At 35.6% G+C, this 22,807-nt stretch carries 26 protein-coding genes; 20 read left to right on the top strand and 6 right to left on the bottom strand.

Translation table 11 applies throughout. The features are described 5' to 3' along the window. Nucleotides 1-76 precede the first annotated feature (76 nt). The 5 genes from Q0Y61_RS05985 (at nt 77) to Q0Y61_RS05965 (ending at nt 4,215) form a co-directional block, all read left to right on the top strand. Nucleotides 77-712 (top strand): UPF0323 family lipoprotein, encoded by a 636-nt coding sequence (locus Q0Y61_RS05985; protein ID WP_297812901.1) that lies wholly within the window; start codon nt 77-79, stop codon nt 710-712. A gap of 1 nt (nt 713) precedes the next feature. Next, a complete protein-coding gene (locus Q0Y61_RS05980; RefSeq protein ID WP_297812990.1) occupies nt 714-1,883 on the top strand; it encodes a glutathionylspermidine synthase family protein in 1,170 nt (389 codons plus the stop codon). A 73-nt stretch (nt 1,884-1,956) separates the two neighbouring features. Continuing rightward, nucleotides 1,957-3,276: a glutamate-1-semialdehyde 2,1-aminomutase gene (gene hemL, locus Q0Y61_RS05975; RefSeq protein WP_297812899.1), complete on the top strand. Its 1,320-nt coding sequence runs from the start codon at nt 1,957-1,959 to the stop codon at nt 3,274-3,276. A 100-nt stretch (nt 3,277-3,376) separates the two neighbouring features. Beyond that, a complete protein-coding gene (locus Q0Y61_RS05970; protein ID WP_297812987.1) occupies nt 3,377-3,646 on the top strand; it encodes an AtpZ/AtpI family protein in 270 nt (89 codons plus the stop codon). A gap of 26 nt (nt 3,647-3,672) precedes the next feature. Continuing rightward, nucleotides 3,673-4,215 carry a hypothetical protein gene (locus Q0Y61_RS05965; RefSeq protein WP_297812897.1) on the top strand — a complete coding sequence of 181 codons (543 nt, stop codon included), beginning with the start codon at nt 3,673-3,675 and terminating at the stop codon, nt 4,213-4,215. A 268-nt stretch (nt 4,216-4,483) separates the two neighbouring features. Here the strand turns inward: Q0Y61_RS05965 and der are convergent, their stop codons facing one another. Next, a complete protein-coding gene (gene der / locus Q0Y61_RS05960; protein WP_297812887.1) occupies nt 4,484-5,869 on the bottom strand; it encodes a ribosome biogenesis GTPase Der in 1,386 nt (461 codons plus the stop codon). A gap of 104 nt (nt 5,870-5,973) precedes the next feature. On the opposite strand from der, the gene Q0Y61_RS05955 reads away from it, so the two are divergent. The 13 genes from Q0Y61_RS05955 to Q0Y61_RS05895 all read left to right on the top strand — a co-directional run bounded on the left by Q0Y61_RS05955 (nt 5,974) and on the right by Q0Y61_RS05895 (nt 15,943). Further along, nucleotides 5,974-6,423, top strand: a complete 450-nt coding sequence (locus Q0Y61_RS05955) for a DMT family transporter (protein ID WP_297812885.1) — start codon at nt 5,974-5,976, stop codon at nt 6,421-6,423. Between the two features lie 95 nt (nt 6,424-6,518). Continuing rightward, entirely contained in the window at nt 6,519-6,866 is a 348-nt protein-coding gene (locus tag Q0Y61_RS05950) for a hypothetical protein (RefSeq protein WP_297812882.1), read from the top strand. 94 nt (nt 6,867-6,960) lie between these two features. Then, nucleotides 6,961-7,218, top strand: a complete 258-nt coding sequence (locus Q0Y61_RS05945) for a hypothetical protein (RefSeq protein WP_297812879.1) — start codon at nt 6,961-6,963, stop codon at nt 7,216-7,218. After that, nucleotides 7,163-7,876 carry a glycosyltransferase family 8 protein gene (locus Q0Y61_RS05940; RefSeq protein ID WP_297812876.1) on the top strand — a complete coding sequence of 238 codons (714 nt, stop codon included), beginning with the start codon at nt 7,163-7,165 and terminating at the stop codon, nt 7,874-7,876. The genes Q0Y61_RS05945 and Q0Y61_RS05940 overlap by 56 nt, the downstream gene beginning before the upstream one ends. Nucleotides 7,877-7,949: 73 nt before the next feature. Next, the gene (locus tag Q0Y61_RS05935) at nt 7,950-8,360 is read left to right on the top strand and encodes a hypothetical protein (protein WP_297812873.1); all 411 of its coding nucleotides are present in this window, start codon (nt 7,950-7,952) and stop codon (nt 8,358-8,360) included. Nucleotides 8,361-8,480: 120 nt separating this feature from the next. Then, nucleotides 8,481-8,786: an ATP-dependent Clp protease adaptor ClpS gene (locus tag Q0Y61_RS05930; protein WP_297812870.1), complete on the top strand. Its 306-nt coding sequence runs from the start codon at nt 8,481-8,483 to the stop codon at nt 8,784-8,786. A gap of 9 nt (nt 8,787-8,795) precedes the next feature. Then, nucleotides 8,796-11,123 (top strand): AAA family ATPase, encoded by a 2,328-nt coding sequence (locus tag Q0Y61_RS05925; protein WP_297812867.1) that lies wholly within the window; start codon nt 8,796-8,798, stop codon nt 11,121-11,123. Beyond that, nucleotides 11,120-11,884 carry an ATP-binding protein gene (locus Q0Y61_RS05920; protein ID WP_297812864.1) on the top strand — a complete coding sequence of 255 codons (765 nt, stop codon included), beginning with the start codon at nt 11,120-11,122 and terminating at the stop codon, nt 11,882-11,884. Before Q0Y61_RS05925 ends, Q0Y61_RS05920 begins: the two co-directional genes overlap by 4 nt. A gap of 11 nt (nt 11,885-11,895) precedes the next feature. Next, the gene (galU, locus tag Q0Y61_RS05915; RefSeq protein WP_297812860.1) at nt 11,896-12,723 is read left to right on the top strand and encodes a UTP--glucose-1-phosphate uridylyltransferase GalU; all 828 of its coding nucleotides are present in this window, start codon (nt 11,896-11,898) and stop codon (nt 12,721-12,723) included. Beyond that, the gene (locus Q0Y61_RS05910) at nt 12,724-13,176 is read left to right on the top strand and encodes a hypothetical protein (RefSeq protein WP_297812857.1); all 453 of its coding nucleotides are present in this window, start codon (nt 12,724-12,726) and stop codon (nt 13,174-13,176) included. 9 nt (nt 13,177-13,185) lie between these two features. Continuing rightward, nucleotides 13,186-14,454: a UDP-N-acetylglucosamine 1-carboxyvinyltransferase gene (gene murA, locus Q0Y61_RS05905; RefSeq protein WP_297812853.1), complete on the top strand. Its 1,269-nt coding sequence runs from the start codon at nt 13,186-13,188 to the stop codon at nt 14,452-14,454. 6 nt (nt 14,455-14,460) lie between these two features. Next, nucleotides 14,461-15,417: a 16S rRNA (cytosine(1402)-N(4))-methyltransferase RsmH gene (rsmH, locus tag Q0Y61_RS05900; RefSeq protein WP_297812984.1), complete on the top strand. Its 957-nt coding sequence runs from the start codon at nt 14,461-14,463 to the stop codon at nt 15,415-15,417. Next, a complete protein-coding gene (locus Q0Y61_RS05895; RefSeq protein WP_297812850.1) occupies nt 15,404-15,943 on the top strand; it encodes a hypothetical protein in 540 nt (179 codons plus the stop codon). The genes rsmH and Q0Y61_RS05895 overlap by 14 nt, the downstream gene beginning before the upstream one ends. A 34-nt stretch (nt 15,944-15,977) precedes the next feature. On the opposite strand, the gene Q0Y61_RS05890 is transcribed toward Q0Y61_RS05895, so the two are convergent. Beyond that, on the bottom strand, nt 15,978-17,207 hold the full coding sequence (locus Q0Y61_RS05890) for a hypothetical protein (protein ID WP_297812847.1): 1,230 nt from the start codon (nt 17,205-17,207) through the stop codon (nt 15,978-15,980). A gap of 223 nt (nt 17,208-17,430) precedes the next feature. Between Q0Y61_RS05890 and Q0Y61_RS05885 the strand changes: the two genes are divergently transcribed. Together Q0Y61_RS05885 and Q0Y61_RS05880 are read left to right on the top strand one after the other, a co-directional pair. Then, nucleotides 17,431-18,495 (top strand): tyrosine-type recombinase/integrase, encoded by a 1,065-nt coding sequence (locus Q0Y61_RS05885; protein WP_297812844.1) that lies wholly within the window; start codon nt 17,431-17,433, stop codon nt 18,493-18,495. Between the two features lie 59 nt (nt 18,496-18,554). Further along, nucleotides 18,555-19,202, top strand: coding sequence for a hypothetical protein (locus Q0Y61_RS05880; protein ID WP_297812841.1), 648 nt, complete (start codon nt 18,555-18,557; stop codon nt 19,200-19,202). Nucleotides 19,203-19,274: 72 nt separating this feature from the next. On the opposite strand, the gene purH is transcribed toward Q0Y61_RS05880, so the two are convergent. From purH to Q0Y61_RS05860, 4 genes are all read right to left on the bottom strand, one after another. Continuing rightward, the gene (gene purH / locus Q0Y61_RS05875) at nt 19,275-20,807 is read right to left on the bottom strand and encodes a bifunctional phosphoribosylaminoimidazolecarboxamide formyltransferase/IMP cyclohydrolase (protein ID WP_297812837.1); all 1,533 of its coding nucleotides are present in this window, start codon (nt 20,805-20,807) and stop codon (nt 19,275-19,277) included. Between the two features lie 20 nt (nt 20,808-20,827). Further along, nucleotides 20,828-21,904, bottom strand: a complete 1,077-nt coding sequence (locus Q0Y61_RS05870; protein WP_297812832.1) for an LptF/LptG family permease — start codon at nt 21,902-21,904, stop codon at nt 20,828-20,830. Nucleotides 21,905-21,922: 18 nt separating this feature from the next. After that, nucleotides 21,923-22,543 (bottom strand): aminoacyl-tRNA hydrolase, encoded by a 621-nt coding sequence (gene pth, locus Q0Y61_RS05865; RefSeq protein WP_297812828.1) that lies wholly within the window; start codon nt 22,541-22,543, stop codon nt 21,923-21,925. A gap of 3 nt (nt 22,544-22,546) precedes the next feature. After that, nucleotides 22,547-22,807 (bottom strand): 50S ribosomal protein L25 (locus tag Q0Y61_RS05860; RefSeq protein WP_297812825.1); only part of this gene is annotated, 261 nt, incomplete at its 5' end.

The following is a 22,807-nucleotide window of genomic DNA, read 5'->3' as shown; positions in this document are numbered from 1 at the left end:
AGAGTTTATTTATAACTTATTTATAATTGTATTTGGTATAATGCACAGAATCTTTATATTTTTTAGGAGTGTTTAGATGAAAAAGTATTTAAAAAAGATTTCTGACCCAAGAATCGTGGGTGAATTTAGCAAAAGCGGCTTGGGATTAGCCGCAGTTTTACTTATCGTTGGTTGCGGAAATGGCACACAAGAAAATGCACAAAGTGGCATTCAAGAGGCAGCCAAAAAAGGTGCTACTGTTACGATTGAAAAGCAACCCGATGGTAGTTATAAAATACTTGATGAAGTTCCAAGCGCACAAACACGCGTAATTTTGCGCGAAAATGGGGAAGAGAGAATCTTAAGCCAAGAAGAAATTGACCAAATCATCGCAGAGGAAAATAAAAAGATAGAAGCAGGCACTTCGCAGCTTACGAATCCAACAGGAGGGGGATTATCACTTGGAGAGACTATTTTAGCAAGTGCAGCAGGAGCAATTCTTGGAAGTTGGATTGGAAGCAAGCTCTTTAATAATCAAAATTACCAATCCCAACAAAGAACAAGCTATAAAACCCCTCAAGCTTATGAACGCTCCCAAAGTTCTTTTAAACAAAATGCCAATACAAGAACAGGTGCAGCAGCCGGACGCAGTGGGTTTTATTCTCCAAACAACACAGGCTCTACACAGAATCGCTCTAGCACTTCAAATTCTCGTTCAAGTTATGGTGGCTAAAATGCAGATTTTAAATGCACAACCTCTTACGAATGCGGATTTAGAAGATTTAGGGCTTAATTGGCACACAGATATTGATAACACACCTTATGTCAGTGATGAGATTATTGAAATGAGTGAGGAAGAGGCACAGGGGTTTTATGATGCTGCCAACGAACTCTATGAGATGTATGTAGAAGCAGGGCAATATGTCATAGATAATGATTTGTTTTTTGAAATTGGAATTCCATTTAATCTTGTAGAAGCTATTGAACGAAGTTGGGAGGAAGAAGTGCATTGGCATTTATATGGACGCTTTGATTTAGCTGGTGGATTAGATGGAAATCCCATTAAGCTATTGGAGTTTAACGCTGATACGCCTACAATGGTTTATGAAAGTGCCATTATCCAATGGGCATTGTTGAAAAAAAATGGTTTTAAAGAATCTTTGCAATTTAATAATCTCTATGAAGCGCTAGGGGATAATTTCAAACGAATGATTACACTAGGTGAGGATATTTCTCATTTTAATGAAATTTATGAGGGTTGGAAGATCCTTTTTTCTAGCATTCAAGGCAGCGAAGAGGAAGAGCGCACGGTGCGATTGCTAGAAGTCATCGCTAAAGAAGCAGGATTTGAAACAAATTTTTGTTATGCACACGAAGCAGTGCTAGAGGAGCAAAATGGCTTAAGCTTTGATAATAAGAACTACGAATTTTGGTTTAAACTCATTCCTTGGGAAAGCATTGCAGTAGATGAACCAGAGTTAGCACAACTCATCACAGCAATGATAGCCAATAAAAATACAATTTTTTTAAATCCTGCTTATACATTGATGTTTCAAAGCAAACGAATGTTAAAGGTTCTATGGGATTTGTTTCCCAATCACCCTTTATTACTTGAAACCTCTTATGAACCACTCCATCAAAAACAAGTCAAAAAGCACGCTTTTGGGAGAGAGGGAGAGAGTGTAAGTATCTTGGACGCACAAGGGAAAATCCTTCATAAATGCAGTGGGGAATATGAAAACTATCCAGAGATTTACCAAGCATTTGCAATGCAAAATCATCATAATGGGAGCCTCTATCAACCCAATGTTTTTTATGCTTATGAGGCTTGTGCATTGGGATTCCGCAAGGGAGGAGAAATTTTGAATAATCTATCAAAATTTGTCGCACATAAGATTAAATGAGCAAGCTTTGAATATTGATGTCTAGAAGCCTAAAATTTCAACATCTTTGTAATTTATTTTTGAAAGGGAAAAAATGGAATCTTTAAATTATCTCAATAGTATTAATGACTTCAATGAAGCAAAGCAAGTAATTCCCGGCGGTGTTAATTCTCCTGTGCGTGCTTTTCAAAGTGTTGGTGGCACTCCACCTTTTATTACCAATGGGGTGGGAGCATATTTGATTGATGAAGATAGGAATCGCTATATTGACTTTGTACAGAGCTGGGGTCCATTGATTTTTGGACATTGTGATAAAGAGATAGAGGAAGCAGTCATAGAATCTGTGAAAAAGGGTTTATCTTTTGGCGCACCTACGACTTTAGAAACCGCACTTGCTAAAGAAGTTATTGAGATTGTAGAGGGGATAGAAAAGATTCGTTTTGTTTCAAGCGGAACAGAAGCAACGATGAGTGCGATTCGTCTTGCTCGCGCCTTTACAAAAAGAGAGGATATTATCAAGTTTGAGGGTTGTTACCACGGGCATAGTGATTCTCTGTTGGTTTCTGCTGGAAGTGGAATGGCGACCTTTGGAAATCCTAGCTCGCCCGGTGTGCCGCAAGATTTTGTCAAGCATACATTTGTTGCACAATACAATGATTTAGCAAGTGTAGAATCTTGCATTGCTTTAAGTCAAAAGCAAGGAAAAGGTGTTGCTTGTATTATCCTAGAACCAATTGCCGGAAATATGGGACTTGTGCCAAGCGAAGTAGAGTTTTTACAGGGATTAAGAAAACTTTGTGACAAACACGAAATTTTACTAATTTTAGATGAAGTGATGAGTGGATTTAGGGCAAGTTTATGTGGTTCGCAAAAGTTCTATTCTGTGCGGGGTGATTTGGCAACTTTTGGCAAAGTGATTGGAGGTGGTATGCCTGTGGGTGCGTTTGGTGGGAGAGCAGAGATTATGGATTTGCTCTCTCCTAAGGGTGCAGTATATCAAGCAGGCACTTTAAGCGGGAATCCTGTGGCAATGAGTGCTGGGCTTGTTTCATTGCGGAAATTAAAAGAAGATTCCAAAATCTATGAAAGATTGGAGGGTTTAGCCTTAAAGCTCACGCAAGGACTAGAAAGCCTCTGCACAGAGTTCCAGATTCCTTTGCAAACTTGTGTGCGTGGAAGTATGTTTGGATTCTTTTTTAACGACAAAAAGGTAAGAAACTTCCAAGACGCGCTTAAAAGTGATACAGAAATGTTTGCGCGCTTTCATCAAGGAATGTTAAATAAGGGAGTTTATTTTGCTGCCTCGCAGTTTGAAACAGGATTTATTTGCGCTGTAATGGACGAGAATTTAATAGATGGTGTGTTAGAAAGGGCAAGAGAAGTGCTGTTGGAGATAAAAACTTATGGAAAATAAACAAAAATCTATCACGAATAAAGATCCACAAGAAAATACACAAAATACAGAATCGCAAAGTGATTTCAAACCCAAAGAAGAGTTAAAATACAAAGATGCAATGTTGGCGTATTCTAATGCCACACTCGGGATTTCTATTGTAGTTGCGGTGTTAATTGGGGTAGGGATTGGTTATGGCTTAGAATCACTTTTTAGTATGCGTTGGCTCTTTTGGCTTGGTGTTGTGTGGGGCGTGTGTGCGGCGATTTTGAATGTTTATAAAGCCTACAAGCGTCAAAAAAAAGAGTTGGACGAACTTGCAAAAGACCCAAAATATGCCTCTACTGCAAATAATCCAAAAGATTTTGATGATGAAGACGATGATGATTAAATAAAATGGGATTCTCAAAGTTATTTTTGGCTTTTGTTTTTATCATAGGATTATTCTCTCTAGGAGTATGGATTGGTTTTGGGACAACCTTTGCACTTAATTTTATCTTTGCGTTTCTTTCGTTTGGGCTGATTGTTTCCATCGTTTTTTATATACAAAAGCATAAAATCCAAAGTCTTATCAAAAATGCAACCAAAGAGGAGCTAGAAGCATTGGCGCAGTTTTATAGAAGTAAGCAAGAAATTGCTGAAGAGGAATTGCGGGAAGAAGAATCTAAAGATTTACACAACCTATCAGAAGCAATGGAGATAGACAAAGCGGAATCACAAAAGAAGCCAAAAAGATCTAAGCGTAAGATTTGGAAAAATTTCAGCACTATCAATGTCAAAACAGGTGCAAAAATGTTTTTTCTTCCTTTGCGTCTTTTTGCGTATGGATTCCTTGTGATTGGAATCTTGACTCTTATAAAACAGCAATCATTCAATGCTTTAGCCTTTTTTAGTGGATTAATTGTCGCAAATCTGCTGATTATTTTAATGGCTTGTTTGCGCAATCTCAAAAGTCATTGATAGAGGTTTCACAGAGAGGGCAGAAATTCTTCATTACAAACGCAAGTGTTGCAATCTATCATCGTGCATAAAGAAGCCTTTGCAATGGAATCTTTAAAGAAGTGCAATTATAGATTGCTTCGTTGCACTCTGTGCGTCTTGAAATGCCAAAGTGGTTAGCTTTCAAGTAAGATTCCAAATTATAGATTTGCGATAAAGCAGGTGAGTTACTAATGCAATGTACGCCACAAATACTACGGATTCTCGCAATGACGAAGTGAAAAATACTTTAAGATTCCTCCTCAAAATCATTTTTTCCCCTAGCAATGAAAATCACACGTGTGCCACTAAAGTCAAATTGCTCTCGCAAGAAATTTACTAGATACCGCTTATAGCTGAAATGTAGGCTTTTAGGACGATTCATAATCAATGCAATTTGTGGCGGCTTACTTTCAAATTGTGTCGCATAATAGACTTTAACAATTTTGCCGTGATCGCTGGGAATCGGGTGGCGAGAGGTTGCTTCTTTGATGATTGCATTAAGTTTTGCCGTTGGAATCCGATAAGAAAAATTGTAATAAACTTTTAAAATTTCTTCTTCTAGCTTTTGAATGTGTCGCCCATTTTTAGCAGATATTGTGAGTGTTGGTGCGTATTCTAAAAACTTAAAACGCAATTTAAAATCCTCCATTATCCCCTTAAAGTCTTTATGTGCAATATCCCATTTATTTAAAACAACAATCACACCGAGTTTGTATTCGTCTATCAATCCCGCGATTTTCTCATCTAATTCCACAAAAGGTGCGGAAGCATCAAGCACCAAAAGCGCAATGTCTGTGCGCTCTAGCACTTCGCGTGTGCGTTGCATCGCAAATTTCTCTAAACCTTCAACTTTACCTCTTTTTCGTATTCCAGCAGTATCTACGAAATTGACTAATTGCCCTTTGATTTCTCCTTTTTCATCTACGGGGTCTATGGTCGTCCCGGCAATAGGGGAGACGATGGCTCGTTCGCCCCTAAGCAAAGCATTCAATAATGAACTTTTCCCTACATTGACGCGTCCGATGATTCCGATATTAATGATAGAATCCTCTTGAGATTGCGTTGAGTTTTCAGATTCTAAAAATTCCTCCAAATCCTCTTCTACCTTTGCATTTAAAAGTTGCTCTAATGTATCATTTTTAAGAGTGGAGAGAATTGCATTTTCAAGCTCCAAGATTCCGCGATTATGGGAGACAGAGATAGGAAAGACTTGTTTTGCTCCAAACTCCATAAACTCCCAAGCCTGTTGCTTTTCCTTGTCATTATCTATTTTATTGATAACCAAAAAAATATTTGGATTTTTGCGTTCTAGTGCATAAAAAATCTCTTTATCCATTGTTTGTGGTGGAGTTTTGCCATCTACTAAATAGAGAATTAAGTCCGCACTTTCGCCCGCTTGTATAGAATGTTTAAAGACATCTGCAAACAAAGAATCTTTATTCTCTAATCCACCAGTATCTAAAATCAAAAAAGGCAAACCTTGTAAAGAAATCGTTGCTTTTTTAATATCTCGTGTTGTTCCTGCAATTTCTGAAGTGATTGCGATTCTTTGTTTGCAAAATCGGTTAAATAAGGAGCTTTTTCCAGCATTTGGTCGTCCAATAATTGCAATGCTTCCATAAATTTTATCCATTTGTAGCCTTTAAATTAAAGTTTTATTTTACTTTAAGCTTTTGTCTTTGTCAAATCTTATCTTAATTTTAGTAAGATTCCACAATTTTTAAAAAAGGATCAAAATTGGAATCCAATAAACAAGCTATCATTGCTATATTTCTTGCTGCATTGCTTTTTACGGCTATGGGAATGTTTGTCAAAATGCTGACACCTAATTTACCTGTAATAGAAGTGGCATTTGCTCGGAATTTTTTTGGTTTGATTTGGATTATAGGTGCGTTAATTCTAAATCCTCCTAAATCTCAACAAGGTGGTAAGCCTTTCATTCTATTTTTTCGTGGATTTGCAGGTGGAAGCGCAATGATGGCGTATTTTTATAATATGTCTGTAATGTCTCTAGGAACTGCCTATGCGTTTTCTTACACTTCGCCAATTTTTTTGGCTCTCTTAAGTGTAATTTTTGCTCATAAAAATGTATCTTTAAAGGTTTGGATAGCGATTTTAATGGGATTTAGTGGAATTTTGCTTATCTCCAATCCTCAAAGCACGGATTTAAGCTTTTTGGATTCTTAATTGGTATTTATAGTGGGATTGGTGCGGCGCTTGCATACCTTTCTATCGCGGAACTTGCTAAAAATTATGACCCAAGAGTGATTATTGGCTCTTTAATGCTAAGTGGTTCTATTTTGTCGCTTTTAACGCAGCTTATGCCTTATGAAAGCTATCCCATTGCCTTGTTTGCCCCTTTTGTAATGCCAAATTTACAAGAATGGGGTTTGATTTTGGGACTTGGTATCGTCTCAACTTATGCACAAATTTATTTGACTAAGGCTTATAGCTTAGGTAATCCACCGATGATTGGGGCAATCTCTTATATTACTATTTTTATGGCGACTTTGGCAGGAATCATTCTAGGAGACCAAGTGCCACACGGCTTAGTTGTCATCGGTATGATTTGCATTGCGTGCGGTGGAATCTTGGCTGCATTTTCAAGAAAAATCAAAAAAGCAAAATGAGTTTGAACGTGTGATGAATCACCGATGACGAAGCAATCTATAATCTTGACAATCAAAAAATATTCCATAAGAATCCAAAAATACAGAATTTTAAATGTGCGATTCCATAGAATCTTTACTTCAACCAACATTATGGATTGCCACGAGGTTAAAGCCTCTCGCAATGACTAATCCCTACCGCTTTAAAACACCATTTTATGCTATAATTCCGCCATTATTTAAATCACAAAGAGGGTTGATGTTTCATATTGTTTTTAATGCTGATGAAAATTACATAAAATACAATGCAGTTTTTGATGATGAGCATTATCAAAACTGCATTGAAGCAAACTTGCAAACAAGAGGCAACTAAATCCCCCCCCCCCCCCCCGCAAGACTCTAGTGAGCAAGGCTATTGCTCCCATATTTTGAGTGATTCTCTTTCTCTCTGTGTGCAAAATAAACTTCAAGAGCTTGAAAAAGAACTCGATGCCCTTTATCCCTGTCGTATTCTCGTGCATTTTCTTAGCGACGAGGAATTTAAGGATTCGCCCAAATGGACAAACCATACGAATCATTTGACATATTTTAGAATCAAACTTGCTTCCGTGTTGTCACAAGAAATTGACAGATGTTTATATTTAGATATAGAAATGCTTGTTTTATGCCCCTTAGAGGAATTGTTTGCTTTGGATTTAGGGGAAAATATCGCCGCAGTTGTGCTAGATTGTAGCAATCCCTATCAAGAAAAGCGTTTAAAGGCACGAGATTCCACACAAGCGGATTTTGTCTTTCCTTTTAGGAAAGAGTATTTTAATACAGGATTTATGTTGATTAACCTTAAGAAATGGAGAGAATCTCAAGTAGAGAGTAGAGCGTTAGAATTTATGCACACTTTTATTACAAGAGTAGGCGACCAAGATATTTCAAACGCAGTCATCGGCAAAGAAACGCTTAAACTCACTCCTAAATGGAATTTCTTTATCAATCATTTCAACGCAGAGAGATTGGGAAGGGCGGATAACTTCTGAGCTGATGAGAATGAAAATTGCCTCTATGGTTATACAAACAAAGATTATCAGGAATCCTTAAGGCAAATTGCGATTGTGCATTATACCTTATTTGGGCGCGAAACCTTGGGAGAATAAGTTATCACAATTACAAGCAAGAGTGCAAAAAGTAGAGAAATCGCAGAAAATCTATGGTGCAAAGGAGCGGGTGCAAAATCACTTAAACTGCAAACTAGGCTTGGTCATTGTGGAATCGCAAAATATTTTTAAGAAAGTGATTTTGCCATTTAGAATGGCACGGATTGTTTATTTGCACAAAAAACAGCTTAAAATCCTCCAAAGTCTTTATGCGCTTAACCCCCACATAAAGCCTCCAGAACTTTCGCAATATAGCGATTTGCAAGAGGCATTGTCCTATCAAAACAGCATTTTTTATCAAACAGGAGAAAGATTCCCAAACTCTTGCAAACAATGGTCTAAAGGAAAATTTATAAAAATTTTATAATTAAAAGCAATAAATCAAATCTTTTCCCGCAATTAAAGCGCAAATGTCTTGTAAAAATCAATGAAAAAGCGTTATAATTAAAGATTTTATTTAGCGTTATAAAGACAAAAAGGAATATCCGTGCCAAAAGACGCACAATATGAAAGCACAACAGAAGTTTTAGAAAAACTCCAAGAACCTATCCGTTATAAAGTCATTTTGCTAAATGATGATTACACAACACAAGAATTTGTAATGGAAGTTTTGCAAAGTGTCTTTCATAAAAACTTTGAAGATTCGCTCAATCTAATGCTCCAAATTCATCATAATGGTAAGGGGGTTTGCGGAATCTATCCTTATGATGTTGCAGAGATTAAAGCTGTGCAGGTGCGTAAAATGGCAAAAGAAAAGCAGTATCCACTGCGTGCAATTTTAGAAAAAATATAAGAGAAAATTATGTTTGAAATTAGTAAAGAATTAAATGTTGTATTACAAAATGCACAAAAAGAAGCAAAAACTAGAGGACACGAGTATTTAACGCTAGAGCATATTTTTCAAGCATTATTGGAGAATCAAAAGGTTATTAAAGCCCTTCAAGAATGTGGTGGAAACATTGATATTATGAAACAGCAAATTAAAAGATACTTAGAGCATTTCTTAACCACTTTTCCAGAATATAAAAGTAATAGTGAAATGCCACAAGAAACTTTAGCAGTTACCCGTGTCATTGAGATGATGATAAGCCACGTGCGAGGCTCACAACGCAAGCAAGCACAAGTCAGTGATTTGTTGGCAGCCATTTTAGAAGAAGAAAAAGCATTTTGCACACAAATTTTAAAGACACAAGGAATCACGCGTTTAAATATTTTAGAATACATTACAGAAAATCAAGAAGAGTTTAATGAGAATTTACATAAAGCAGGGGAGAAAAACTCACTAGATTCTAGCGAAAAACAGGAGGATAAATCAGAATCCGCACTAGAAAAATATTGCACCAATTTGACTAAAGAGGCAAAAGAGGGCAGGATTGACCCTGTGGTTGGGAGGGAAACAGAAATTAGACGATGTTTTGAGATTTTGTTGCGCAAAAAGAAAAATAATCCTTTACTTGTCGGAGAACCGGGTGTTGGTAAGACAGCAGTAGCTGAAGGATTAGCTCTTAAAATTGTGCAAGAAGAAAGTCCTTTAAATCACACAGAAATTTATATGTTAAATATGGGTTCGCTTGTGGCAGGCACAAAATATAGGGGAGATTTTGAAAAACGAATTAAACTCTTAAGTGAAGAAGTACTAGAACGCGGGAATATCGTGCTTTTTATTGATGAGATTCATATGTTAATTGGCGCGGGAGCAACTAATAGTGGTAGTATGGATGCAAGCAATTTATTAAAACCAATGCTAGGTAATGGGAAGTTGCGTTGCATTGGAGCAAGCACTTATGCGGAATATCGTTCCTTTTTGGATAAAGATAAAGCCCTCTCTCGCCGTTTTGCTAAAGTAGAAGTCAAAGAACCAAGCATTGAGGAAAGCATTCTGATTTTACAAGGAGTGAAGAAATATTACGAAAATCATCATAATGTCCGATATACTAATGAGGGGATTGCATTAATGGTAGAACTCTCTGTGCGTTATCTGCACGAACGATTTTTGCCTGATAAAGCCATTGATATAATGGACGAAGTGGGTGCAAGCTATAAATTAGATGGCAGAAGTGGAAAGATAAACCTACAAAGCATCAAACAAATGGTAGCTAAAATGGCTAGGATTCCAGAGATTGAAGCGACAAAAGATGATAAAAGTTTGCTTAAAAATCTTGAAAAACATCTCAAAACCAGAATCTTTGGACAAGAAAATGCTATTAAGGAAGTTGTTAGTGCGTTAAAACGCAATAAAGCTGGTTTAAGTGCGCCAAATAAACCGATTGGTTCTTTTCTCTTTAGTGGTCCAAGCGGCGTAGGGAAAACTGAACTTGCCAAAGAGATTGCCAAGTCATTAAACATCAACTTTGAACGCATTGATATGAGTGAATATATGGAAAAGTTTTCTACTTCGCAATTAATCGGTGCAGCAGCAGGGTATGTAGGTTATGAAAAAGGTGGAATTTTAACAGAAATGATTAAAAAGAATCCGCATACCTTATTACTATTAGATGAAGTAGAAAAGGCACACCCAGAGGTCTTGAATGTATTTTTACAAGTAATGGATTACGGCAAATTAACAGATAACAACGGGCAGAGTGTGGATTTTTCTTCCGTGATTTTGATTTTAACCTCTAATGTTGGTTCTAAAGAATCTCCTGTGCTTGGGTTTAAACAAGATTCTAATACACGCTTTTCTAGTGCAATCAAAGAAACCTTTTCTCCAGAGTTTAGGAATCGTTTAGATGCTATTATTGCCTTTAATGCTTTAAGTCCAAAAGAGATTTTAAAAATCGTAGATAAAAACATTGTAGATTTAAACGAGCAAATCCAATCCAAAGGCATTCAAATCGTTTTGGAAAAAAGTGCAAAAGAATATTTGGCAAAAGTAGGCTTTAATGTAGAGCTTGGTGCGCGTCCCTTAGCACTTACAATTCAACAAGAGATTAAAAATCCAATCAGTGATTTAATATTATTTGGGAACTTAAGTAAAGGGAGAATTGTTTATTTTTCATACAAAAATGAACAATTAATTTACCAACTTAAAAATACAAAACAAAAGAATATCAAATCAAAAAAGGCAATTTCTAAGTCACTTGTGAAAATACCTAAAGAATCACTAAAAGATAAAGGGAAAGGTGAATGATAGACTTTGCTTGGAATTTGGAATTGCAGATTGCAGCAGTTTATCGTAAAAGTGGCTATATACACGGCATTAGTCAAGTGGAATCACAAGATTTAGATTCCTTTTTAGGTTTAGAAAAAGAAATAAAACTTCTATGCGCCAATACAGAAGCTTTTTTATATCAAAACTTAGGCGTTAATGTGTTATTATGGGGCGCAAGAGGTTGTGGAAAAAGCTCTTTAATCAAGGCAATTTTACTTCAATATTCCAAAGAGGGCTTAAGAGTCTTGCAAATTGAAAAGGAAAATTTAGAGATTTTACCAGAGATTTTGGATATTTTACGCAATAAACATTATAAATTCATTATTTTTTGCGATGATTTAAGTTTTGAGAATGATGAAAAAACGTATAAAAGCTTAAAAAGTCTATTAGAAGGTGGCTTAGAAACATTACCTAGGAATATTAAAATCTATGCTACTTCTAATCGCCGCCATTTATTGCCAGAATTTTACGATGAGAATGAACTCTTTGGTTATGAGGGGAATGAGGATAAAATTGCTCTAAGTGATAGATTTCCTTTATGTATTGGATTTTATACACAAGGCAATGCAGAATATTTAGAAGTATTGGCGGGATATTTTAAAGACCTGAAAAATACAAAACAATGGGAAAAAATCCGCAGAATCGCACTCCAATACGCTACTCAAAAAGGTTCGCGGAATCCACGCACTGCCGCTCAATTTTATGCGCTTTATCAAAGTGGTTTGCTAGATTATTTATAAAGGGAGAAAAAATGATTAAAAAATGCTTATTTCCAGCTGCAGGTTATGGCACAAGATTCCTACCTGCAACTAAGACAACACCAAAGGAAATGTTGCCCATTATTAATAAGCCACTAATTCAATATGGTGTAGAAGAGGCGATGGAAGCAGGAATTTTTAATATGGCAATCGTTACGGGAAGAGGAAAAAGGTCGCTAGAGGATTATTTTGACATCAATTATGAATTAGAACACCAGCTTAAAGGCACAAGCAAAGAAAATCTCTTAAAAGATATTCGGCGTGTTTTGGAATCTTGTAATTTTTCTTATACGCGACAAATGGAGATGAAAGGTCTAGGACACGCAATATTAGTTGGAGAAAGCTTAATCGGAAATGAACCTTTCGCAGTCATTTTGAGTGATGATTTGTGTGATAATGAAGGTGAGGGCGTGTTAAGTCAAATGTGCAAAATTTATGCAAAATATCGTTGTTCCATCGTTGCTCTAGAGGAAGTTGCTCTAGAGGAAGTCAGTAAATACGGCGTGATTGCAGGAAGAAAAATAGATGATGATGTTTTTATGATAGATCATATGATTGAAAAACCTAGTCAAGAGGAAGCTCCAAGTAATTTAGCAATCATTGGACGTTATATTTTAACGCCAGATATTTTTGAGATTCTTCATCGCACAAAACCGGGTAAAAATGGCGAGATTCAAATTACAGATGCACTCTTTGAGCAATGCAAAAAAGGAATGGTGCTTGGATATAAATTTAAAGGCGTGCGTTATGATTGTGGAAGCGCAGATGGCTTCGTGAAAGCAACAAACATTTTCTATGATAAATTAAAAAGTAGTCAATAAATGTATAATTTTAATTTTTACCTTTTTACCTTTTTATTTTTGTTTATTTTGATGTTGCCATTTTTCTTACTTGGCGGTGGATTCATCATTTATGAAAGAATTCAATCTTACCTTGCAGTGCTAAAAGGGCGAGAGAAAAAATTTCAAAATATTAATTATCTTATTTCAATCTTTAAAGATGAAAATTCTGAACAAGAGTTATTAGAAGAAGCATTAGAATCTTTTAATAAATATTTTTTGCATTTTGGTGATATAAGCAAAGAGAGTAAAGAATATCAAGGACGCATTGACTTTATTGGTGCTCTTTCTTGGTGTCCTAAAATGGATATTGATAGAGTTGTAAATTATAGAGAAGAGATTGTGAAAGCAAACCCAAATTATAAAAAAGAAATAGAAACGGTGATTGGTTCTGCTTTAAAGAATCGCGATGAAAAAAAAGGAAAAAAGAAATAGGGAGGTAAAATGGATTTTTTAGCATTAACAGGTCAATCACGTTTGCAAGGAGCAATCAATATCACAGGAGCAAAAAATTCTGCTTTACCTTTGATTGCGCTCACTTTATTAACTACTAACAAAATTACACTTGAAAATCTACCCAATGTTGTAGATGTGAAAACATTTTTTAACCTCCTTACTATGCTTGGTTGTGAAGTTTGTAAAATAGATGAACACACCACAAGTGTTGAAATTTCTAAATTAAATAGCACCAAAGCAACTTATGATATTGTGCGTAAAATGCGCGCATCTATTTTAGTGCTAGGACCACTTTTGGGTAGATTTGGGCATTGTGAAGTGAGTTTGCCCGGAGGTTGTGCCATTGGTGCGCGTCCGGTGGATTTGCATATTAAAGCTTTAGAAAAAATGGGTGCAGAGATTCGTATTGAAGGGGGATATATTGTTGCAACAGCCAAAGAGGGACTTCAAGGTGCAACGATTAACTTTGATAAAATCACCGTCACAGGCACAGAGAATATTCTGATGGCAGCGGCAATGGCAAAAGGTAAAACAACTCTTATCAATGCGGCTAAAGAACCTGAGGTTGTGCAACTTTGTGAGGTTTTAAAAGCAAGTGGCGTAGAGATTCTTGGGATTGGAAGTGATAAAATTGAAATTTATGGCACCAATAGAGAAGGTTTGAAATTACCCGATAGAATCATAGTGATTCCAGACCGCATTGAAGCAGGAACCTATCTATGTGCTGGAGCAATCACAAATTCTCAAATCACTTTGCATAAAATTAACCCACACCACTTAGGTGCAGTAATTTCTAAGCTTGAAGAAATCGGTTTTAAGCTTACTTTTAATCACGATTCTATTACAATTTATCCAGCACAAAAACACAATGCTTTTGAGCTTTCTACGGCAGAATATCCTGGATTCCCCACAGATATGCAAGCACAATTTATGGCGCTTGCAACACAATGCGAAGGAAGCAGTATCATAGAAGAGAGGTTATTTGAAAATCGCTTTATGCACGTAAGCGAATTGCAACGTATGGGAGCAAATATTAGTTTGCGTGGTAATACAGCGACAATTTATGGAGTCAATGAATTGATTGGAGCTGATGTGATGGCAACTGATTTGCGCGCTTCTAGCGCATTAGTTCTTGCGGGTTTAGTCGCAAAAGGCACAACAAATATCCATAGAATCTATCATTTAGACAGAGGCTATGAGGATTTGGAAGCAAAACTTACAAAACTAGGCGCACAAATTTCTCGCTTACAAGAATAAATAATGATGGAGATTCCACATATTCCCGTTTTATTAAAGCAAGTTTTGGAATCCTTTGAGACCCCTTTAGTGCAAAAGGGTGGGGTGTTCCTTGATTGCACATTAGGCTTTGGTGGGCATAGTGAAGCACTTTTAAAAGCTTATCCTAAACTACAAATTATTGGGATTGACCAAGATAAAAATGCTATTGCCTTTGCTAGTGAGCGATTAAGGGGGTTTGGAAAACGATTTTCTTATCAATTTGGTAGATATAGTGAGGTGCTAAAGCAACTTTTGGAAAATGTGGAATTACATCAAAATATCGTTGGAATCCTAGCAGATATTGGCGTCTCTTCCTTGCAATTTGACGACAAAAAGCGTGGATTTTGCTTTGATTCAGAACAATTAGATATGCGAATGAATCAAAAGCAAATTTTAAATGCAAAAGAAATCGTGAATCATTATACCCCCAATCAATTGGAGCAAATCTTTAGAGATTTTGGAGAGATTAGAGAGTATAAAAAGCTTGCGCGTTTGATTGTGGAATCGCGTAAAATAGAGAAAATTACAAGCTCAAAAGCCTTAAGTTCTCTTATTGCCAAGCACTTTAAGCACCCTAAGATTCACCCTGCTACACAAGCCTTTCAAGCTTTAAGAATCGCAGTTAATGATGAGTTAGGTGAATTGGAGCGGTTGTTAAAAGTTATAGAAGAGAATCCTTTGTGCAAGGGTGCGAGGGTTTGCATCATTACTTTTCACTCCTTAGAGGATAGAATCGTTAAAATGACTTTTAGGGAATGGGAGAAGGATTGCATTTGTGATTCCAATGTTATGCGCTGTGCGTGTGGAGGAGGGCATCAAAAAGGTCGGAATCTTTATAAAAAACCACTTAGTGCAAATGCTGATGAATTGCAAAATAACCCACGCTCACGCAGTGCAAAGTTGCGTAGCTTTGAGTTTAGAGGGCGAAATGGAATCTTATGAAAATCTACGTTTAGAGCAAAAAGACAAAATACAAAAACGAAATTTTTGGGAAAAACTTTTCAAAAAAGAAAGTAATATCTCTGAAGAAAATTTAGATTTTTTAGAAGAACGTTACGCAAAAGCTAACCAAGAGTTTATTTATAAGGATTCCAAAGCACAAGAACCAGAAGAAAACCTCATTTCATTAGATAATTTCTTGCTTAAAAGAAAAATGGGAAACTCCTTTCAATCAACAGAATCACAAACCACAAGTTTAAATTTAGAGGAAAAAGAAGCAGTTTTAGAAGTAGATTTAAACTATAAAGAAATTCCATTTAAAAGCGTATGCCTTGTGTTTGTTTTTATGTTTATTGCCCTTTTAATTTTTGTGCCAAAAATCTATGTTCGTAATAATATTTATTATACAAGTCGCAATTTGATTCAACTTCAAGCGCAACTAGATTCTTTGAACGAAGAAAATAAACATATTAAAAAACAGCTAGAGGATATTAAATTTAAAAATTTGACGCACGAGTTAGATTTCTAGCAAAGGCTAGGGGGAGGGTGGTTGTAGAATCCCTTTAGGCTTCAAATTTGAAAGAAGCACTCTTGGAAGAATAAGAGCCATACCACCACAAGCCAGATTCAGAATTGTCAAGTTTTTTACCTATCCATTGTGCGCTATATTGCTCGTAGGAAGTAGAAATCGTAAGCGCATTTGAGCTTTTGAGCCAATCTTGGAGAGTAGGGTTGTTTTGATTTTCTTTAGGAATCCCAACAAATATTTCAAGGCTAGAATTAATCAAATTTTGGAGGAAAGCTATTTTATCCTCTTTTGTTTGTAAGCTAGAGTTTTTCTCTCGTGCTTTTTGATTATGCAAATTTTCAAAGAGTGAAACTAGCTCTTCATCAGCTCTTCCATAGATTTTACCGAAGTCATTTTTTTGTCCCAAAACTTCTTTAAAGGTGTCTGCAATAGCATTATTCTTGCTATTCATAATCAAAAGCATATTGTCTAATCCGCTGTTTTTGAAGCTTTCCTCGTCTAGTTCGCCATCATATTCTAGTGCAAATTTTTGTCCTTCCAAGAAACCTTTAAGTGTGTCATTGACACTCTCTACACCACCTGTGATTTGACTTTCAAGGCTTTTGCCTATTACAAGCTGTGCGCGCGAAATGAAAGTATTGCCATTTTTATCTGTGATTTCAGAATCAAAATTTGCGACCAACGAGGAAGAGTAGGAGAGGCTTTGTGCATACTGCCCACTTGCGCTATCGTAGCTGATTGTGTAGGTGATACTCTCTTGGATTTCAATGCTACTTGCACGGACAATATTTATATCCTCTGGCTTCACACTGCCAATAGTACCAGCTTTGTCGCCATTGAGAAATGTTAGTTCATTTAATTCAGGAGTATTTTTGCTTGTGTTATCTCGTTTTGTAACTTCCTTTAAAGTGTCTAGCGGATTTGAAAATGCTAGAGGCTTACCTTGCTCCTCTTTTGGCTTCATTTCATTGGGTAGAGTTCTAAGATTATGTAAATTTGCCGCATTGTTTTTTGCATTTTGTAGCCCAAAGTTCAAAAGCCCACCCAAAATCTTGCTTGTGAGACTTGACCTTAATACGTCCAATGGGTTTTTTGTTGTTTCTGCTACTTGATTTTCTGTGTTTTCATTTACTTTTCTTGATTCTTTTGCGTTGGATTCTCTACCATTTTGCTTGATATGTGGCTTGAGATTCTCAAATGAATTGCTTGCAAAAGGATTATTAAAAGTGCCAAATGGATTGTTGTTTTGAAATGCAATTGCCATTTTTAGCTCCCCAAATTTTAATATATTATAATATCGTAAAAGTCTCAAAAAAACTTTAGAGAAAGAACAAAGATTTAGCAAAAATTAAAAAATAGAGCACATAGAATCCACAAGCACATTTTTGCGATTCCAAATAAAAAAAGTTTGAAAATTATAGTTTTCAATACAAAATTAATAATTTTTCTGTATAATAATAAAGCCATAAAAACTATAAGGATCCTTATTGCGTTATTCGGTTGATTTTAAAGATGATTTTTCAATGAATTTATTATTTTGGATGGAACGTTTTATTTATAGCAAACTTAATAGCTTATCCAATCATCAAGTAAGAGATAAGAAGGAAATCATCAATGCTTTGAATAAACTAAGACGTGGAATTACAGAGATTAAAGATTTACAAGAGGTTTGTAAGCAATGCCGAAATGCTGGATTAATCGGTATTAATATTTATGTTCAACCGCTTTTAAAACTTTATAATTATCTAACTTATCTAGGACTTGCAAGTATTAAAGAAGTAGATGAAGAGATGCTTAAGGAGTTTTTGACTATTCATACGAGTGCGCTTTCAGATGCAACAAAAAAAAATTATCGCATAACACTTTTAAATTTCTTTAGCTTTATTGATAAACAAAATGAAGATGAGGATGGCGCTTCTTATAATTTTCGCATTGAACTTAAAAATTGGGGTGGATTACGTGGCAAAAGTGGGCAAAAATTACCCTCTTATATGAATGAAAATGAGGTGCATCGCTTTTTAAATGGAATTGATTGTTTTCCCTTTAAACACGAGTCTTTGGGCGCACGCAATCGTCTGCTATTAAAAATCATTATTTATACAGGGATTCGCGTCAGTGAGGCATTGAATCTGAAAATCAAAGACATTATGTTAGATGGGGAATTTTTCATCATTCAAGTGCGTGGTAAAGGTAATAAACCACGTGTTGTAATGATAAAAACAAAAAACATTCATAATGACTTTTCAGGTTGGGTAAATTCTCGTCCTAATGAAGTGCAAGACGATTTGATTTTTTGTAACCATAAGGGTAAAAAGCTGACACAAGCTTATGTTAGCCGCATTGTTGAGCAAGTTTTACTAACCAATGGAATCCGCAAGGAGAAAAATGGTGCGCATATGTTGCGACATAGTTTTGCCACCCTACTCTATCAAAAAAGCCAAGACTTAGTGCTAGTCCAAGAAGCACTTGGACACGCGAGTCTAGATACTTCGCGCATTTACACGCATTTTGACAAACAAAAACTAAAAAACACAACAGAAATAATGAATTAAGTTATAAATTTTTTTTAAAAAAAGCCGATATATTCCTAAATTAATTCTTAGGAGCAATGATGAATCCCATTCACACAAACACAAGTGGCTATCAAGCAGCAAAGGCAAATGCAGCGGCATTAGGAGCGAAACTCATAAGCTATTATGAAACAGACGATATGGTAGCTACAACTATCACCAACGATTCTAAAAAGCCGCAAACTTTGGAGGAATTGCAAGAGGAATTAAAGCAAAAATATGGGTTCAATCAAGCAGGTAAAAGTATCGAGGGAATCCCAGCTTCTATTAGCGTATCCCCTGCCTTCTTGCAAGAAGCACTGAAAAATCCTGAAAAAATGCAGTGGCTAGAGGAAAATTTAGCGGCAATGCAATCCTTAAACACAGGAATGTTTGCAGGAACTCTCACGCAAGTAAGTTATAGCATAGACGCCAAAGGAGAAATCACGATGATAACAAGCGGTTCAAGCGACCCTGATGGCAGAATCGCAAGAGAGAATGCAGCGCGCAAACAAGAGGAAAAAAGACTGCAAGAAAAGCAAGAGCAAAAGCGACTAGAGAAACAAAAAGAGTTTGAGGAATCGCTAAAAATCTCGCAGGAACAAAAGCAAGATAATATTTTCAGTGTTAGTGGGCTTAATATGCAAACGATTCAAGAGAAATTTCAAGAATCTTTGCAAGGACAAAATCGCTTGAATTTGGAAATATAACAAAAACTTACAAGAGGCTTTGGGATTCCATAGCATAGAATCCCTACCCTACCCCTTTGGTAAGCGTAAGAATTAGTGCAAAAAGTGTCTTTTACCTGTGAAATAAAGCGCAATTCCATTAGTGTTAGCACATTCAATGACTTCCTCATCTCGGATACTTCCACCGGGCTGTATTATTGCACTAACGCCTACTTTATGCGCCTCTTCAATGCTGTCTTTAAAAGGAAAAAATGCCTCACTTGCCAAAACGCAATCTTTTAAATTTAGTCCCATTTCTTGTGCCTTTCTAATAGCAGCTTTTGTAGCATCTACGCGACTTGTCATGCCCATACCCACTGCCACCATTGCGGAATCTTTCACATAAACTACACAATTTGATTTTACTAAACTTGCGACTTTATAGGCGATTTCTAAATCCTGCATTTGTGATTCTGTCGCCTGTGTTTTGCTAACGCACCTGGCGCTTTTTACTTCATTCTCTGTAATGGAATCAGAATCCTGTAAAACAAATCCACCCTCAATATGTTTAAAATCTTGTGCATCTTGCGGAAATTCCAAATATTCTCCACCACAGACAAAAATTTTTATCTTTTTCTTTGTTGTAAAAAGATTTAAAGCTTCAGATGTGATTTGTGGGGCAACTAATACTTCAATGAAAATCTTATTTATTTCTATTGCAAGATTCAAATCTACGATTCCATTGACTGCTACCACACCCCCAAAAGCAGAGATAGAATCACATTTGAGTGCTTCTATATAAGATTCCACTGGAGTATTTTTAAGTGCGAATCCACAAGGATTTGCGTGTTTAACGATACATACACAAGGGCGTTTGCCAAAACTTGAAGCGATTTTGACTGCACTATTAATATCTGTTAGATTATTAAAGCTAATTTCTCCCTTAAGTGGCTTAAAAGTTTTGGAATAAAAATCGCCAAATTCATAATATGCACCTTTTTGATGAGGATTTTCTCCATAACGCGTTGGAGAGACAAGCTTTCCAGAGATAAAATGAGATTCACCGAATCCATTATTAAAACGTTGATTCATATAATTTGCAATCATACAATCATAGTGCGCAGTATGTTCAAAAGCTCTAATCATCATACCTTGACGAAACTCTAATGTATTTTGATTGTTTTTAAGACGTGTCAAAACTTCTTTATAGTCGCTAGGATTTGTAACAATTAATACAGATTCAAAATTTTTTGCCGCAGCACGCACCATTGATGGACCACCAATGTCTATGTTTTCAATAATTTCATTAAAATCATTAGTGCGCTTTATTGTGGCTTTAAAGGGGTAAAGATTAACACATACTAAAGAAATGTTATAGATTCCGAACTCTTCTGCCTTGTCTCTATCCTCCGCGTTATCTCTCCGATATAGAATCCCGCCGTGAATTTTGGGGTGCAAAGTTTTCACACGTCCATCAAACATTTCTGGGCTTTGTGTATATTCGGCAACATCTAATGCTTGAACGCCATTTTCTTGCAAGGCTTTCAATGTCCCACCTGTGGATAGAATTGTATAGCCCAAATGAAGCAAACCTTTTGCAAACTCTACAATTCCGCTTTTATCACTGACGCTTAAAAGTGCTGTCATTTTTCACTCCTTAGGATAAATTATGCTTTTTGCATTTTGATTAATGTCCAAAAACTTACTAAAAATAGTATAAAAATAGGTATTAAAATACTAATTTCTGGCTGCAAGAATCCACTGATAGATAACCTCGAAAAGCTAAAGAATACCCCCCACATTACCAATATTCCTAATATCATACTCAATGTAATCAGACTTAAATTTACATAACGATTAGAATTTGGGGTAAAGTTAACAAGACAAACCATCACCAAAGGTGCAAAAAGTGGAAAAAAGATTAAATTATAGAGTAAGCCACGAATTTTTTGCGTATTTACACCCTGTTCTTTTAAAAGTGAAATGGCTTCATATGCGTCCATAATAGAGATGCTCCCTTTTTTTTCATAAATGTTTTCTAAAATCTTAGGCTTAAATCCATATAAGGTTACATAAGTTTCTCTCTTTTGGATTATGAGAGGATTTTGTCCAATTTGCAAATTATCATCATTAAAATTTGTAATCATAACATTCTGTAACTCCCATTCTTCCCCGTTAAAAATTGCTTTTTGAGACTCTACAATGCTTAAAATAGAACTATTATCTTGATTAAGTTCAAACACATACACCCCTTCTGCACTTTGCAATAATGGAAAAATTTTTTCAAAATAGATATAGGTATTATTGTATTTCACAAATAAGTCATTTTTAAAGTTTCCCAAGAAACCTTCGTTAATAATTAAATCTACCCTTTCTTTTGCGTAAGCAAAGGGCGTTGCATTCAATATAATGAAAAACAATGTTATTAAGAAGCTAAGGATAAAAATAGGTAAAAATATTTTAAATTTTGAATAACCAAGTGCTAAAAATGCAGTCCATTGTGAGTTTTTAAGTAAAACAATTGTCAGCACAATTTGTGCTAAAATTAAAGAAAGAGGCAAGATAAATTGACTAGCATACATAAAATCATAGATTAATAAAAGCACAATTAAGTTTGCAGAATCAGGCAACTCATCTAGATATTTTACTAAATCAATCACAACAAAAAAGCATTCTAAAGAAACAAATAAAATAAAAAAGTATTTTAAATATAAAATTCCAATATAACGAAAAAATAAACTCATTTGATTTTTCTACCGCTTTTATGGCCCTTTTATGAAATCTGCATTCAATCTTTGACCAAGAGTTTCATTTTGTAATTTTGGCATTAAAGTAAAAAGGCTAGAAATTTGACTAGCTAACTCTTGCGGGGATTGCAACTTTGCAATTTCTAAAGCCACTTTAGCACAATGTGCAATCAGGGTTAAATTCTCATTTTCTTCTTCATTTTTAAAATCACTTAACACCCAATGAGTCACTTGTTCTTTGATATTTGGCTTACCTATTCCATAGCGGATTCTATAATATTCACTCCCACACAAAGAATCAATAGATTTTAATCCATTATGTCCGCCATTTCCTCCATTAAATTTAAATTTCACTGCACCAAAAGGCAAATCTAACTCATCGTGTATCACTAAAAAGTTAGTGATTTTATAGAATCTTTTAACACTTTGGACAGATTTACCAGATAGATTCATAAAAGTTTGGGGTTTTAAGAGTAGAAGTTGATTAGATTTATAAACTTCACCTTGAAAATTTTTATCACTTTGCTTTACTGCATTAAGTGAAGAGATTAGGGAATCCACAACTCTAAAACCGATATTGTGGCGATTATTTTGATATTTTTGACCCGGATTCCCTAAACCTACAATCAAAAACATATTTTAGCGAGATTTTATAACACCAACGATGGCTACATCATCACGTTCAACAATCTTTACACCATCAAATGCTGGTAGATCTCTTACAAGCACAACATCGCCTACATCTAAATCCGTTACATTGATTTCATAGTCTTTTGGTAAATTTTCAGGTTTAGATTTGACTTTAATGCGTTTTTTGGACATCATTAAAACACCTTTATTTTTAAGACCTTTTGGAGTGCCAATTGTGCGAACTTTAACGGAATATTTTGCCTCTATACC

Origin of the sequence: uncultured Helicobacter sp. (genome assembly GCF_947367035.1) — a bacterium.
Taxonomy (GTDB): Bacteria; Campylobacterota; Campylobacteria; order Campylobacterales; family Helicobacteraceae; genus Helicobacter_D.
The sequence above is the reverse complement of the archived record's forward strand: the minus strand, read 5'-3'. Positions and strand labels throughout refer to the sequence as shown.